14 protein-coding genes are annotated in these 13,805 nt (G+C 52.3%); 6 read left to right on the top strand and 8 right to left on the bottom strand.

Translation table 11 applies throughout. The annotated features are described in order from the left end of the window. Nucleotides 1-73 precede the first annotated feature (73 nt). From GK091_RS09150 to GK091_RS09140, 3 genes are all read right to left on the bottom strand, one after another. A complete protein-coding gene (locus GK091_RS09150; RefSeq protein ID WP_164036569.1) occupies nucleotides 74-1,420 on the bottom strand; it encodes a DEAD/DEAH box helicase in 1,347 nt (448 codons plus the stop codon). 259 nt (nucleotides 1,421-1,679) lie between these two features. Continuing rightward, on the bottom strand, nucleotides 1,680-2,465 hold the full coding sequence (locus GK091_RS09145; protein WP_164036567.1) for an SDR family NAD(P)-dependent oxidoreductase: 786 nt from the start codon (nucleotides 2,463-2,465) through the stop codon (nucleotides 1,680-1,682). 78 nt (nucleotides 2,466-2,543) lie between these two features. Next, nucleotides 2,544-3,359: a phytanoyl-CoA dioxygenase family protein gene (locus GK091_RS09140; RefSeq protein ID WP_164036565.1), complete on the bottom strand. Its 816-nt coding sequence runs from the start codon at nucleotides 3,357-3,359 to the stop codon at nucleotides 2,544-2,546. Between the two features lie 335 nt (nucleotides 3,360-3,694). Between GK091_RS09140 and GK091_RS09135 the strand changes: the two genes are divergently transcribed. Then, entirely contained in the window at nucleotides 3,695-4,675 is a 981-nt protein-coding gene (locus GK091_RS09135) for a BamA/TamA family outer membrane protein (protein WP_317166287.1), read from the top strand. On the opposite strand, the gene GK091_RS09130 is transcribed toward GK091_RS09135, so the two are convergent. The 3 genes from GK091_RS09130 to asnS form a co-directional block, all read right to left on the bottom strand. Beyond that, nucleotides 4,654-5,340, bottom strand: a complete 687-nt coding sequence (locus tag GK091_RS09130) for a phosphatase PAP2-related protein (protein ID WP_164036563.1) — start codon at nucleotides 5,338-5,340, stop codon at nucleotides 4,654-4,656. The genes GK091_RS09135 and GK091_RS09130 overlap by 22 nt on opposite strands. A gap of 179 nt (nucleotides 5,341-5,519) precedes the next feature. Continuing rightward, nucleotides 5,520-6,602: a complex I subunit 1/NuoH family protein gene (locus tag GK091_RS09125; protein WP_164036561.1), complete on the bottom strand. Its 1,083-nt coding sequence runs from the start codon at nucleotides 6,600-6,602 to the stop codon at nucleotides 5,520-5,522. A gap of 101 nt (nucleotides 6,603-6,703) precedes the next feature. After that, entirely contained in the window at nucleotides 6,704-8,158 is a 1,455-nt protein-coding gene (gene asnS, locus GK091_RS09120) for an asparagine--tRNA ligase (protein WP_164036559.1), read from the bottom strand. Between the two features lie 318 nt (nucleotides 8,159-8,476). Here asnS and GK091_RS09115 point away from each other — a divergent pair, with 318 nt between their 5' ends. The 3 genes from GK091_RS09115 to gloA2 are packed head-to-tail and all read left to right on the top strand — an operon-like array spanning nucleotide 8,477 to nucleotide 9,635. Continuing rightward, nucleotides 8,477-8,983: a SixA phosphatase family protein gene (locus tag GK091_RS09115; RefSeq protein WP_164036557.1), complete on the top strand. Its 507-nt coding sequence runs from the start codon at nucleotides 8,477-8,479 to the stop codon at nucleotides 8,981-8,983. Between the two features lie 56 nt (nucleotides 8,984-9,039). Further along, the gene (locus tag GK091_RS09110; protein ID WP_164036554.1) at nucleotides 9,040-9,243 is read left to right on the top strand and encodes a hypothetical protein; all 204 of its coding nucleotides are present in this window, start codon (nucleotides 9,040-9,042) and stop codon (nucleotides 9,241-9,243) included. A gap of 2 nt (nucleotides 9,244-9,245) precedes the next feature. Further along, a complete protein-coding gene (gene gloA2 / locus GK091_RS09105) occupies nucleotides 9,246-9,635 on the top strand; it encodes an SMU1112c/YaeR family gloxylase I-like metalloprotein (RefSeq protein WP_164036552.1) in 390 nt (129 codons plus the stop codon). 37 nt (nucleotides 9,636-9,672) lie between these two features. On the opposite strand, the gene GK091_RS09100 is transcribed toward gloA2, so the two are convergent. After that, a complete protein-coding gene (locus GK091_RS09100; protein WP_164036549.1) occupies nucleotides 9,673-10,863 on the bottom strand; it encodes an aminotransferase class V-fold PLP-dependent enzyme in 1,191 nt (396 codons plus the stop codon). A gap of 375 nt (nucleotides 10,864-11,238) precedes the next feature. Further along, a complete protein-coding gene (xerD, locus tag GK091_RS09095) occupies nucleotides 11,239-12,150 on the bottom strand; it encodes a site-specific tyrosine recombinase XerD (protein WP_164036548.1) in 912 nt (303 codons plus the stop codon). A gap of 84 nt (nucleotides 12,151-12,234) precedes the next feature. Here xerD and aroQ point away from each other — a divergent pair, with 84 nt between their 5' ends. Both aroQ and GK091_RS09085 read left to right on the top strand, forming a co-directional pair. After that, on the top strand, nucleotides 12,235-12,657 hold the full coding sequence (gene aroQ, locus GK091_RS09090) for a type II 3-dehydroquinate dehydratase (protein ID WP_164036546.1): 423 nt from the start codon (nucleotides 12,235-12,237) through the stop codon (nucleotides 12,655-12,657). 90 nt (nucleotides 12,658-12,747) lie between these two features. Then, entirely contained in the window at nucleotides 12,748-13,788 is a 1,041-nt protein-coding gene (locus GK091_RS09085) for an aminotransferase class V-fold PLP-dependent enzyme (protein WP_164036544.1), read from the top strand. Nucleotides 13,789-13,805: the final 17 nt, after the last annotated feature.

Below are 13,805 nucleotides of genomic sequence, written 5' to 3'. Positions count from 1 at the left end.
ACGCCCACCACGGAGCCTGTGCTTCGTGGTGGGCGTCGTTGGAGTCGCTAGCCAAAAAAGCTACGCGTACAGACTACGTCCGATCAGAACGGGTGTTGCCATACCGCCGGTTCGAGGTATTTCCACCCCGACTGTTAGCGGTGTTGGTACCAGTGCTTCCACTGGTCGCACCCCGCCGAAACGATCCATTGTTCGATGAGCCGTTTGAGCGCCCCTGACCCCCGCTGCGATTACCACCACCCTGACGGGGTTGGGCGGGCGCAACAGAAGCGGCCGATATGTTGAGTACGTACGGATGATCTTCGATAACCGGAACGCGTTTACCAATCAGTTTATGAATGTCGCGCAGATACTCAGTTTCTTCATCGTCGCAGAAGGACAACGCAATACCGTCGTTACCCGCCCGGCCTGTCCGCCCAATCCGGTGAACATAGGTTTCCGGAATGTTCGGTAGTTCGTAGTTGATCACGTGCGACAGTTCGTCCACATCGATCCCCCGCGCTGCGATGTCGGTAGCCACCAACACCCGCGTCTGGCGGCTCTTGAAGTTCGACAGCGCCCGCTGACGGGCATTTTGCGATTTATTACCGTGGATGGCTTCGGCCTGAATACCGGCTTTCAGGAGGTCTTTGGCAACTTTATCGGCACCGTGTTTGGTACGGGAAAAAACGAGGGCCGACTCAATGCCTTTGTCGTTCAGAATATGAACAAGCAACTTCCGCTTGTCTTCTTTTCCAACAAAATAGACGGCCTGCTGGATCGTGTCAGCCGTAGATGACACGGGCGTAACCTCAATTTTAGCGGGCTTATTCAGGATCGTATCGGCCAGTTTAGCCACGTCGGGCGGCATCGTTGCCGAGAAAAACAGTGACTGCCGACGTTCGGGCAAGCGAGCGATCACTTTTTTAACATCATGGATAAAGCCCATATCGAGCATCCGGTCGGCTTCGTCAAGGACAAAGAATTGTACGTCACGAAGCGAGATGATGTTCTGGTTCATCAGATCGAGCAAACGACCAGGCGTAGCGATCAGAATATCGATACCACCCCGTAGCGTGTTTACCTGCGAGTGCTGCGATACGCCCCCGAAAATAACGGTGTGACGCAGGTTTAAATGGCGACCATACGAGGCAAAGCTTTCGTCGATCTGAATGGCTAATTCGCGGGTTGGGGTCAATACCAGCGTTTTGATACGCCGGGGAGCGGTCGGGTTTTTACTCCGGTCTTCGTTGAGCAGTTGCAGAATGGGGATGGCAAACGCAGCCGTTTTACCAGTGCCGGTCTGGGCACATCCCAGCAAATCACGGCGACTCAATAAGGTGGGTATAGCTTGCTCCTGAATGGGTGTAGGTGTCGTATATCCTTCTTCGGCGAGGGCCTTCAGGATAGGGTCAATCAATGATAAATCGGAAAATTGCATGTGTTGGCTTGACGTCGAATGCCGGATGTTTTTGATGGTGAGTCAGGGGGTCTATACGATAGTCCCGCTTCCAACGGCCAACGTCTAAATGAAAGTTATACGGGTACAACCGCTATAGGCCAAATAAAGTGCCCTATTGTAAAAGGGTTACTACCCGAATGCCGTTCATCAGGTCGTGATGGCATCCGTATAGTAACCCTTTTTTATTCTTGACCGGTACGGGACGTAAGCCGTCAAGGCACCCCTATTGTCGTATCAATTAGTCGTATATACTGCCGGCGGTTTGCTCGACAAGCCCTTTGGGTAGCAGCCAGGCCATCAGTTTGCCCAGTTTGTTGAGGGCACCCGTCACCACTTCAGCCTTGCCGGACAGCGTGGCCTCAACTGCCTGACGACCTACTTCCTGCGGGGTCATGTTGACCCGTTCGGCCGCTTTCCGGCCCTTGTCGCCAACTTGCGCCCGGTCGATGAACGCGGTATCGGTTGAGCCCGGACAAACGCAGGTGACTGAAACAAGTGAACGCTTCAGCTCCTGTCTAAGTCCCCGGCTGAACTGGAGCACGAATCCTTTTGACGCCGAGTACAGACTAAGTCCCGGCACAGCCTGATAAGCGGCTGAACTACCGATATTCAGGATATAGGCTGGGGTGGCCGGGGTGGCATATTGCCGTAACCGGGGTAAGAACAGGTAGGTCAGTTCGACAAGCGTTGTCATGTTGACCTGCATCATGTCGAGGTGTTCGGCCAAGGGCCGCTTCTCAAACGGACCACTTAGCCCGTAGCCTGCGTTATTGACCAGGAAACAAACGGTATAGTTTCTGGACTGGCACCAGTCAAAGACGCGTTGGGCAGCGCCAACCTGGGCCAGATCGACGGACAGAGCGTCGGTCTTTACGCCATAGGTAGTGGCCAGTCGTTGGGCAACCTCCGTCAACAGTGCTTCTGAACGGGCTACCAACAGCAGATCAAACTTCCGGCGGGCCAGCTCTTCGGCAATCGCTAACCCGATCCCTTTACTGGCTCCCGTAATGAGGGCGTAGGCCATACATGAAATGGTCACTTACCAAAACGGGGTCGCGATTCGCCAGTGACACTGTGAATCGCGACCCCGTTCTGATAAACCTTAGATGTTTACTTTCGAGATGAACCGGTGGTAAAACGGCGTCTTGCTGTTTTCATTCTTGGGCATGTACTTGCCGGTTACGACCGGTACATACATCACGCGACGACGGCTGGCTTCACCCGTGTGCGGTGATTGCTGCGCCCGGTGCCAAAGACGGCCATCATGAACGCTGAGGTCGCCGGCATTAATATCGAATCCGATTTCGTGTTTATCGGGGTCGTTATCGACGAAGTACCGCTTGCGGAACAGCATTTTGAACAAGCCTTGTTTGTGCGTTCCGGGAATGACACGCAAGCCACCATTTTCGTACGGCGTAGGATTCAGGTGAATACCCACGTTCAGCATCGGCATGATACGCTGGCCCAGAAAAATGTCGCGGGGGCTATCAGTGTGCCAGCCCATCTGCGAAAACTTACTGTTGGCGTTACGAATGTAGTGATTTAGAATAAGGCCGTCTTTTTCAATTTCGGCAATACGCCCTTCGTAAGGCTGAAGCAGATCGACAGCCGCCTGCAGGCGGGGGTCCTGCAAAAACTCATGCAGGGCATTGCTGTGCTGCGACAGAAAGCACATCCGCTGTATCATCGGATTGCCGGCTTCGTCTTGACCAAACTTCAACGGCACTCCGTTGACCTTGTCACGGCCTTCGTCCAGCCATAACTTCTCGATGCGCTCAACTTCACTAATGAATAATTTGACCGTTTCGGGATGAATAAAATTACGAAAAACAATTACGCCGTTTTTGTTAAAAAACTGACGTTGCTCTGGGGTAATGGTTTCGCCCAGCGTAAAGGGCGGTAAATCGATTTTGCTCATATCGGTGGTTTACAACTCGGGGTCTCCGCTTTAGGTGCCAACCGGTGGCTATATCCTGTCGGGCAGGAATAACCATAATGGTTTATTAATCCCCAAATCTACTAAATTTACAATTTTCAGATTACTTTGCCAGCATTTAATTAATCTGACTTTAATTAACAGTTCGTTCAATTATTGTGTCTTCATTCAATGGCAGGCTACTGATTGCCTTGTTAATCAGCCTATTAAGCGCTCCAACAAGCACCGTTTGCGCTCAGTCAGACAGCCTTAATTTACCTATACAGTCTCTGGTAACCAAAGACCCAAAAACGCGTCATACCTTAATTTTACCATTAGTGGCCCGATCGATCGAGACCGATTGGTCCATCGGTGTAGCCAGCTCATTCACCTTTCGATTCAATCAACTTGATACGCTCACTCGGACTTCTAACACGCAAGCGCTGGTTTTATACTCCCTGCGCCGACAATTTATTGCGGCCCTGAACGGAACAACGTATTTTCCGGGCGAACGGTACATCCTGAACCATCAGTTCTCCTATAGTTACTTCCCCGACAAGTTCTGGGGATTGGGTAAAGTTGCTCCCGACCTGAATGAAGAAGCCTATACGTTCCGGCAGTATTATGTCTACCTGCATGGACAGCGTAAGCTGAAAGAACGCTTTTTTGGGGGTCTCCTGTACGAGTACCAACGCCTGCTGGATGTCGATCGGGTAGCCGGCGGACTCTTCGACCAGCAGCACGTTACCGGTCGTGACCCGTACCATATTTCCGGAGCCGGTCTTAGCCTGACGTATGACTCCCGTAACAATGCGTTCTCGCCTGATCAGGGCGCACTGATGCAGGTGTTCGTTAGCCACTTTACGCCCTGGCTCGGTTCCGACTTTCGGTATACCGCCTATGCGATCGACCTGCGCCGGTTTATGCGCCTGTATCGCAATCAGGTACTGGCCGTACAGGCCTATGGGCAGTTCAACAACGGCGCGGTGCCCTTACGCAGTCTGGCTAGTTTTGGCGGCTCCAACAGCATGCGAGGGTATTACGACGGTCGTTTTCGGAGCAAAAATCAGCTCGTTCTGCAAGCTGAATACCGTGTGCCAATTATTGGCCGCGTTGGTGCTGTCGGTTTTTTCGGCCTGGGTAACGTTGGGGATCATCTCCGCGACCTGAATTTTCAGGCGCTTAAATACGCGTATGGCGGTGGCCTTCGCGTTGCGCTGAACCGCAAAGAACGGCTTAACTTACGAGTCGATTATGGCTGGGGATTTGGGGAGAGCACCTCCCACGGTCTCTATTTTCAGTTGGGTGAAGCCTTCTGATCGACGGGATTGTCAACCTTGTTCCAGCCGCCCAGTGCCACCCGTTTCGCCAACACGTAGAGCGGATAGCTGAACACAAAGGCGCCGATCACGTCGATCGTGTAGTGCACATGCTGAACGAGCAACAAAAAGCCGACGATCAGCGATCCAACGAAGGCGATTATACGATCCCACCGACGACGCAGGCACAAGAACATCAGAAAAATCGACGATGTGTGGCCGGAATAGAACAGGTCTTTGGTGATGTACGTCTTTCCGTAAAAGGCATTGCTGAGCGGGTCAACAAGCGGAATTAAACCAACGGGCGGATCGAGTGGAAACAGGTTGATGCTCAGCATCCGCGACAGACTGATGAAGATGTAGCCATACACGTACATCATGAACACCGCCGGGCTATACCGGGCCCGGATGAGCAGGAGCAATGCCGTAGCCCAGATGATCAGAAAAATCCAGAGCGACACATCCTGCGGGGGGAGCTGATTCAGTACCCAGTCGTGCAGAACGGGGCCCGTATGCCGCTCGATTGTCTGAAAAAAGGAAGGAAAGGTCAATAGTAGCGCAAAGGTACAGACCAGTCCAATGATAAGTTTTCGACGAAATACTGATGATTGCCAGGCCGTCTGCCACGTCAGATCGCCAGTCGGATTGGGTGAAAATAGAGACATTTTTGCCGTAAAAGGGCGCAAAGTTACAAACACAATCTCGTTCTAATACGTAAATCCGGGGCTACGTTTACTAATTTATCGACTTTATGGCGACCTGTAGGCTATTTTCAGTCATCGTTATCCGGTAACCACCACAATAGCATTGGATCAGTTTCCCGAAAATCCGTCAGCGGGATCGACTATATCATCAGCAATCGCCAGATGCCGGAGATCAAAAGTAGGATTAGACCGATGGGCGTCAGGACTTTCCAGCACAGAAACATCATCTGATCGACGCGGATACGCGGGAAGGTCCAGCGTACCCACATCTGTACCAGCACGGCCAGAAACACTTTGGAAAGCAGCCAGAAAACGCCCGTCACGTTGCCCCAGATCGTGCCGGGTGCGCCACTGGTCCAGTCGGCCAGACGAACCGGGCCGATATTGGGCAGGGGTGTATTCCAGCTTCCCAGAAACAGCACCGCGCCCAGAAACGACACCAGCAACATCATAGCATACTCCGACAAGTAGAGCAACGCAAACCGCATTCCCGAATATTCGGTATGGAAGCCCCCCACGATTTCCGATTCGCCTTCGGGCAGGTCGAACGGAGCGCGATTGGACTCCGCCAGCGTGCAGATAAAAAAGATAACGTAGGCGATCAGCAGAAACGGATTGCGGAAGATATTCCAGGCGAAAATACCCCCCCACCCCGTCACGTCGACGCCCAGCGCCTTCAGGCCAAACAGGTAATTTGGTTCGACCGCGAATAATCCCTGCTGAAAACTGATTTCCTGTAGGTTCAGTGTCTGGCAAATCATCACCACGCAAAGGATTGTCAGACCCAGCGGAATCTCGTAGGAAATGATCTGAGCCACCGCCCGCATAGCCCCAAAAAGCGAATATTTGTTGTTCGATCCCCAACCGGCCATCAGAATCCCGACCACATCGAAGGAAACGATTGCCATCAGGTAAAATACGCCAACGGCTGCACCCGACCCCTGCAAATCGGGCGTGAGGGGTAGCACGGCAAAGCCCGCAAAGACCGATGCGAAAATGACCGCCGGAGCAAGTAGAAATAGTCGCCGGTCAGCGGCTGTCGGTACAATGTCTTCTTTCTGAAGCAGTTTCAGCAGATCAGCGAACAACTGGAGCAGCCCCCATTTCCCCGTTTCCATCGGACCGAGCCGATCCTGCATGAACGCGGATACCTTCCGTTCAGTGTAGACACCGACAACGACAAAGCCGGAGGCAACGGCAAGAAAAATAGGAAGAGCAAGCATTTTTCGTCACGCTGACCGGTCCGCCGGTGCGGAAGGAAGCATCTTCGGGTGTAACAAAAGAGTGGCTACCGAAGATGCTTCCTTCGTCAGCGTGACCGTACTTAAAATTCGGCGGTTTTGGGAGCGCGTGGGAATGGGATCACATCGCGGATATTGCTCATGCCCGTCACGAACAGAACCAGCCGTTCGAAGCCAAGACCAAACCCGGCGTGAGGTGCCGAGCCAAACCGGCGCGTGTCCAGATACCACCACATCGTTTCAGGCTCGATGCCCACTTCGTGCATCCGGGCGACGAGTTTATCGAAATCATCTTCCCGTTGTGAGCCGCCAATGATTTCGCCAATGCCGGGAAACAAAACGTCCATCGCCCGCACAGTTGGCCCCGGCGTTGCCGACGACTCCTCATCCTGCTTCATGTAGAACGATTTAATCGCCCGTGGATAGTTTGTCAGGATGACCGGCTTCTTGAAGTGTTTCTCGACCAGATACCGCTCGTGCTCTGACTGCAAATCGACACCCCAGCTAACCTCGTACTGAAACTGGCCTTTTTTGGCAGGTTTGGAATTTACCAGAATCTCGATGGCATCAGTGTAGGTAAGCCGGACGAATTCGTTGCTGATCACAAACTGGAGCTTTTCCAATAGGCTCAGCTCACTCTGCTCTTCTTTCTTTTTGGTCTTCTCTTCTTCTTTCAGCCGATTATCCAGAAAGGCCAGATCGTCGGCGCAGTGTTGCAACGCGTAGCGAATGACCGTCTTCACGAAATCCTCGGCCAGATTCATGTTGTCTTCCAGCTCAAAGAAAGCCATCTCCGGCTCAATCATCCAGAACTCGGCCAGGTGCCGCGTCGTGTTTGAGTTCTCGGCGCGGAAGGTTGGTCCAAAAGTATAAATCTTGCCCAGAGCCATAGCGCCCAGTTCGCCTTCGAGCTGCCCCGATACGGTCAGGTTGGTTTCCCGTCCGAAGAAATCCTGGCTATAGTCGACCTTACCCTCTTCGGTGAGGGGTGGCTTCGTCGCATCGAGCGTCGTTACCCGGAACATTTCACCCGCTCCTTCCGCGTCAGAAGCGGTTATGATGGGCGTGTTCAGGTAGAAAAATCCGTTGTCGTTAAAGTACTTATGAATGGCAAACGCCAGCGCATGGCGAACGCGCAAAATGGCACTGAATGTGTTAGTACGTGGGCGCAGGTGGGCAATCTCACGCAGAAATTCCAGCGAGTGCCGCTTTGGTTGCAAGGGGTACTTGTCGGGGTCAGCCGGTCCATAAACCTGGATCGATGCAATCTTAACCTCCACCGCCTGGCCAGCTCCCTGCGACTCGACCAGCGACCCGGTAACGGCCAGACAAGCCCCGGTCGTGACGAGTTTCAGCGTCTCTTCCGACAGTTGCCCGGCTTCAGCAACGGCCTGGATATTATTGATCGTTGAGCCGTCGTTGAGGGCAATAAATACGGCGTTTTTACTTTCGCGCTTGGTGCGGACCCACCCTTTAATGGTCACATCGGTGCCAACGGGTACTGTTTTTAATACGTGCTGAATTGGTAAATAACTCATGCTGAAACGACAACCGGATTGTGTTCGGTCCGCAAAAATACAGATTGTACGCTGAATAGCCCACTAGAATTAAAAAGGTGACGGTTGGTTGACTAAAAACAGCTTTGCCTCAGCAAAGCTGTACCGCTCGTTTTGACTGAACACCGAGCGGTGAACCGGTTCATCGTTACGGGATTTATGTGGGTGGGCCACCCGTTTCGCGGAGGAGTAGCGCGCACCTGTTGCCTTGCCCAGCGAACAATCACGCATATTTTGTCGCTATTCGCTAACTTTCAGCGCCCGTAATCCGTTAGTGATCGTAGCTCATACACGTTTCCGATGCCCCTTACACTTTATATCGTTCGGCATGCAAAAGCCGAAGACCGGTCCCCGTTCATGAACGATCACAGTCGTGAATTGACCTCCGACGGCATTATGGCAGCCGCCCGGATGGGTCGTTATCTGCACAACAAAGCTATTCATCCCCAGGTCATTATCAGTAGTACCGCGCCCCGCGCCCGCGACACAGCAAAAGTCATTGCGGAACAGCTTGGCTTTGATCAAACAACGATTCAACTGAATGAACCGCTGTTTGAAGGGGGTCCGAAAGCGTATCTGGCTGCGGTCAATGCCCTGCCTAACGATATCGACTCAGCCATGATCGTTGGTCATAATCCGGATGTTTCTTACTTCGCCGAATTTCTGACGCATCAATCGGTTGGTTCGATGAGCAAGGGTGCCGTTGTTGCCGTTACGTTTGCCGATGTTTCCTGGCCGGAAGTGTCCGGACGAACGGGTAGCGTAGCCTTCGAGATCGCTCCCAAACAGCTACCGCACGATCAATAAAATACCGTTACGAACCGTAACCAATGCTGTTCGTCGCGCAAAACCACCTGTAATCCGTGAACCGTAATCGTCGAATTTTTATCATCGTCTTTATTTCCTTTACGGCCATTGTCGCTCTGTTTGCCATTGATATGGCCCGCCGGACAACCGCACCCTGGAACAAACACCGGCAGGTAGAGCGGGCCTTCCCAGCCCAACGCGACGGCATTGCCATTGACACGACCGTAACCGACGACGATACCCTGCTTGCTCCAAGATAAGTATGCTGAACCTAGCCGCCGTACACCACATTGCCATCATCTGTTCGGACTACCCAACGTCCAAACATTTTTACACCGATATACTGGGTCTAACGATCCTGGGCGAGGTCTATCGCCACGAACGACAGTCGTACAAATTAGATCTGGCCCTCAACGGTCAGTACATAATTGAGCTGTTTTCGTTTCCAAGCCCACAAAAACGACCTTCCCGACCCGAAGCACTCGGTCTGCGCCATCTGGCCTTTGCCGTACACGACCTTGATGCCGCTGTCGCTCAACTGAATCAACAAGGTGTAGTAACCGAACCGATCCGAGTCGATGAGCAAACGGGTCGGCGATTTACCTTTTTTGCTGACCCGGACGATTTACCCCTTGAGTTGTACGAAGCGTAACGCATCTATTCGCTGACGTGAGCGGTTATTAGCTTGCCTACCGCTTGAGTACGTCTGTCAGTACGCCCACCAGTGCATCGACATCAGCGGGTGTATTGTACAGATGTGGTGCGATTCGCAGAGCCCGGGCGCGGGGCGAAACGGCAACCTTCTCGGCCAGCAGCGCCTGTTGAACAGCCATTGGGTCGGCGTAGTCGGGCAACCAAAGCCCAACCAGATGGTGACTGCGTCCCTGTTTACCGTGTACGGGTTCGATGAAACAGCCAAGTTGCTCCAGTGCTGGCCACGCGTGTTGCATCAGATCTTCCGTATACGCCTGAATTCGTTCGGGTTTCCAGTCAAGCAGCTGCGTCAGCGATGCCTCCAGCATGGGCATCTGGATAAAATGGGACTGTTCGCCGACGTTGTAGCGATACGCCTTGGGTCGGTAAGCGGGCTGATAATCCATCAACCGGTGAAATTGATTACTGTCCAGTCGATTCATCCAGCCCTCTTCTAGCGGAATGCCCTCATCGAAAGCGGGACCGAAATACGCTAACCCCAGCGAATAAGGCCCCATCAGCCATTTATAACCAGCACATACAACTGCGTCAGGTTGACTGGCCGCCAGATCAAACGGCAGCGCACCGATGGCCTGTGTCCCGTCTACGGCAAACCACGCCCCTACCTCCCGCGCCCGTTTTCCGACTGCCTCCAGGTCGAACTGAACGCCATACATCCAGTGCACGGGGGGAGCCAGTACCAGGGCGGTATCGGGTCCGATCGCATCGAGTAATCGTTCGTTCCAGACGGGTCCTTTGGGAAATTGATCGGGCATACGAACCGTCTTGATCGTTAGCCCCACTTCCTGACTGACGCGTTCCCAGGCGTACACATCACTCGGAAATTCGCTTTCGAGAAGGACGATCGTCTGCCCAGCCTGTATACCGGGCTTATGAGGCAGGTTACGGGCAACCACAGCCATACCGTAGGAAACAGATGGCACGATTGCAATCCGATCGGGGTCAGGATTATTGATCAATTCGGAGAATAACGCACGAACGCGGACGGCTCCGCGAAAAAAATCGTCGGGACGGAGACCAAACGGGTTCGTATCCCGTCTAACTGCATCGTAACCAGCCTGCTCGGCTAACTTACTTAAGGGTGCACGGGTGGCGCAATTCAAATAATGGATACCGTCTGGTAAACTAAATTGCGTTTGCTGATTTTTTAGAGAAATATTTTCCATTATTTGCATACAAATAGGAGCATTCTTATTAATTTAAAATCATTCAAATGAAATATGGCACGAGTTTTGTTTATTTTTAAGTAAATAAATAAACATTATAGCTGGCGCACACGCATCGATCAACGGAGCCTGTGGTGTCAATCCGAATCAACGATTTTAAAAACATAATAATAGTATTAGTTCATTAGTTTTGGGTTAGTAGGTTCGGGGTTCCCCGCCATCGTTTCGATAGCGGGGACTTTTTTTTGCTTGAATCTCCCGGCGGCACGCTCATGCCTGTTACAGCGAAGCGTTTTTCTTTTTCATCTCAATTGTATGGACAAGGTATAGAGTAAAGCGGATTCAGGATTCAGTTAGGGCGGGTTAGAAAGCTAGCTAACCCTTCCGTTTCTGACTTCTCGGGTGAAACTCCCGAAGCGTTTGCTGTAAGTAGTCGCGGTCGAGGTGGGTGTATATCTCGGTGGTAGTAATTGATTCGTGTCCCAACATCTGCTGAACGGCCCGCAGATCGGCCCCGCCTTCGATCAGGTGCGTGGCAAATGAATGCCGGAACGTGTGCGGGCTGATATTTTTTTGAATTCCTACCTCGTCCGCTAATTTTTTGATGGTTGTAAAGACTGAAATACGGGATAATTGTTTCCCGCGCAGGTTGAGGAAAATGGCATCTTCGTCCCCTTTCTGAATATCCAGTGTCGAACGAACGTGCTCGATATAGATGCGCGTGTAGTGCATAGCATCCTGTCCAATGGGAACTAGTCGCATCTTATCGCCTTTGCCAATGACACGGATGAACCCCGCGTCAAAAAAGCAATTTGTCAACCGTAAATTGAGCAATTCCGACACCCGAAGGCCCGAACTGTACAGGACTTCGAGCATAGCCCGGTCGCGGGTGCCACCGGGTGTCGACAGGTCAATAGCAGCCAGCATCCCTTCAATTTCGGGAAAACTGAGCGTGTCGGGCAGTTTCCGGCCCAGCTTCGGGGCTTCCACCAATTGCGTCGGATCGATCTGGATCAGGTTTTCGAGGATCAGATAGCTAAAAAATGATTTTAATCCCGACAGGATGCGCGCCTGACTATGCGCCGATAAACCCAACTCGCCCAGATAGGCCAAAAAGTTCAGTAACTGCTTCTCCGTCATTTGCATGGGCGACAACTCGGGCTCAGTTAGCAGGATGAACTGATAGAGTTTTTCGGCGTCGTGCAGGTAAGCTTCTACGGAGTTTTCGGACAACGACCGTTCGAGTTTAAGGTAGTTCTTGAAGGCGTTTATATAACTTTGCCACATACGAGTAGCCGGGACGACCACCTCCCGACGAAAAACATTGATTGTATTACCCTTACTCCCGGACGTGGACATCCAGGTTATAGTATGAAACAGATCCTCATCATTAACGGCCCCAACCTGAACCTGCTCGGCAAACGCGAACCGGGTATTTATGGCAACCGCTCGTTCGTCGATTACCTCAAAACGCTGGAAGATCTGTTTCCCGATGTGCAACTTCGCTATTTTCAGTCGAATCACGAGGGTGAGCTGCTGGATAAAATCCATGAGCTTGGCTTTACCATCGATGGTATCGTGATCAATGCAGGGGCTTATACCCACACCTCCATTGCTATTGCCGACGCGCTCTCGGCCATTACGGCCCCGGCGGTTGAGGTCCATATCTCTAACGTGCACGCCCGCGAATCGTTTCGTCACCACAGTTATCTGTCGGCCAAATGCAAGGGTGTCGTCGTTGGTCTTGGTCTCAAAGGCTACGAGATGGCCGTACGATACCTGATCAGTGAGTAATCAACGGCCATTTTCAATGACAAATTACCCCAAACGCTTATCAACTGCCGGTTACGTCCGCTGGCCATTGTCCATTAATCGCTAATCGACATGATTACCTTTTACCCTGGTCCATCGAAAGTATATCCGCAGGTAGCCGACTACGCAGCCGAAGCCATTCGCGAAGGCGTTGTCAGTTTGAACCACCGTAGCGCGGGGTTCATGGCTATTGTCAAAGAGACGGTCAGGTTATTGCACGACAAGCTGGCCATCCCCGCCGATTACCACATTGCGTTCGTGTCGTCGGCAACGGAGTGTTGGGAAATTGTGGCACAGTCGCTGACGGGGCAGGCCAGTCTACATCCATACGGAGGTGCTTTTGGCAAAAAATGGGCAGAATACGCCTACCGCATCAAACCACCGGTTGAACTTAATCAGGCCGATGTACTGTGTCTCGTACAGAATGAAACCTCGAACGGTACGCAGGTCACGATGGAAACACTGGCGCAGTTTCGACGGGACTTTTCCGGAAAAGACGGTTCAGCCCTGATTGCTGTAGATGCGGTATCATCGATGGCCGGTATCGCTTTCGACTGGACCTTGGCCGATGTCTGGTTCGCGTCGGTGCAGAAGTGCTTCGGTTTACCGGCCGGACTGGCGGTATTGATTTATTCACCGGCGGCACTCAGCAAGGCGCAGGCCATCGGCGAAAACGACCACTATAACAGTCTGCTGTTCATTCACGAAAACTTCGCAAAGTTCCAGACGCCTTACACACCCAATGGGCTGGGCATTTACCTGCTCATGCGCGTAATGCAGCAAGTACAGCCCATTGCCGAGGTCGATGCGATCACCAGAAAACGAGCGGCCAGCTGGTACACCTTTTTCGAACAGGAAATGGCATCATCGCCCTTCCGGTTGTTAGTCAAAAATCCGGCCGAGCGATCCGATACGGTGATTGCCATCGAGGGTTCCGAAGCAGATGTCAAGACGATCAAACAGGCTGCTCAACAGGCGGGTATCACGCTGGGCAATGGCTATGGCGACTGGAAAACGACGACCTTCCGCATTGCCAATTTCCCGGCCATTACTGACAGTGAGATTGAAACCTTAAAGCGATTCCTTTTGTCATTCCAGCAGCACTACTCGTAGAATGGTACACAATCACC

Origin of the sequence: Spirosoma agri, from assembly GCF_010747415.1 — a bacterium.
Classification (GTDB): Bacteria; Bacteroidota; Bacteroidia; order Cytophagales; family Spirosomataceae; genus Spirosoma; species Spirosoma agri.
Note: the sequence above shows the minus strand (reverse complement) of the source record. Positions and strands in the feature narration are given on the sequence as shown.

Coding starts and splice junctions, on each gene's coding strand:
- GK091_RS09150 (WP_164036569.1), bottom strand. CDS start 1,420: ATGCAATTTTCCGATTTATCATTGATTGACCCTATCCTGAAGGCCCTC.
- GK091_RS09085 (WP_164036544.1), top strand. CDS start 12,748: ATGATTACCTTTTACCCTGGTCCATCGAAAGTATATCCGCAGGTAGCC.
- GK091_RS09145 (WP_164036567.1), bottom strand. CDS start 2,465: ATGGCCTACGCCCTCATTACGGGAGCCAGTAAAGGGATCGGGTTAGCG.
- aroQ (WP_164036546.1), top strand. CDS start 12,235: ATGAAACAGATCCTCATCATTAACGGCCCCAACCTGAACCTGCTCGGC.
- asnS (WP_164036559.1), bottom strand. CDS start 8,158: ATGAGTTATTTACCAATTCAGCACGTATTAAAAACAGTACCCGTTGGC.
- GK091_RS09115 (WP_164036557.1), top strand. CDS start 8,477: ATGCCCCTTACACTTTATATCGTTCGGCATGCAAAAGCCGAAGACCGG.
- GK091_RS09125 (WP_164036561.1), bottom strand. CDS start 6,602: ATGCTTGCTCTTCCTATTTTTCTTGCCGTTGCCTCCGGCTTTGTCGTT.
- GK091_RS09130 (WP_164036563.1), bottom strand. CDS start 5,340: ATGTCTCTATTTTCACCCAATCCGACTGGCGATCTGACGTGGCAGACG.
- xerD (WP_164036548.1), bottom strand. CDS start 12,150: ATGTGGCAAAGTTATATAAACGCCTTCAAGAACTACCTTAAACTCGAA.
- GK091_RS09100 (WP_164036549.1), bottom strand. CDS start 10,863: ATGGAAAATATTTCTCTAAAAAATCAGCAAACGCAATTTAGTTTACCA.
- GK091_RS09140 (WP_164036565.1), bottom strand. CDS start 3,359: ATGAGCAAAATCGATTTACCGCCCTTTACGCTGGGCGAAACCATTACC.
- gloA2 (WP_164036552.1), top strand. CDS start 9,246: ATGCTGAACCTAGCCGCCGTACACCACATTGCCATCATCTGTTCGGAC.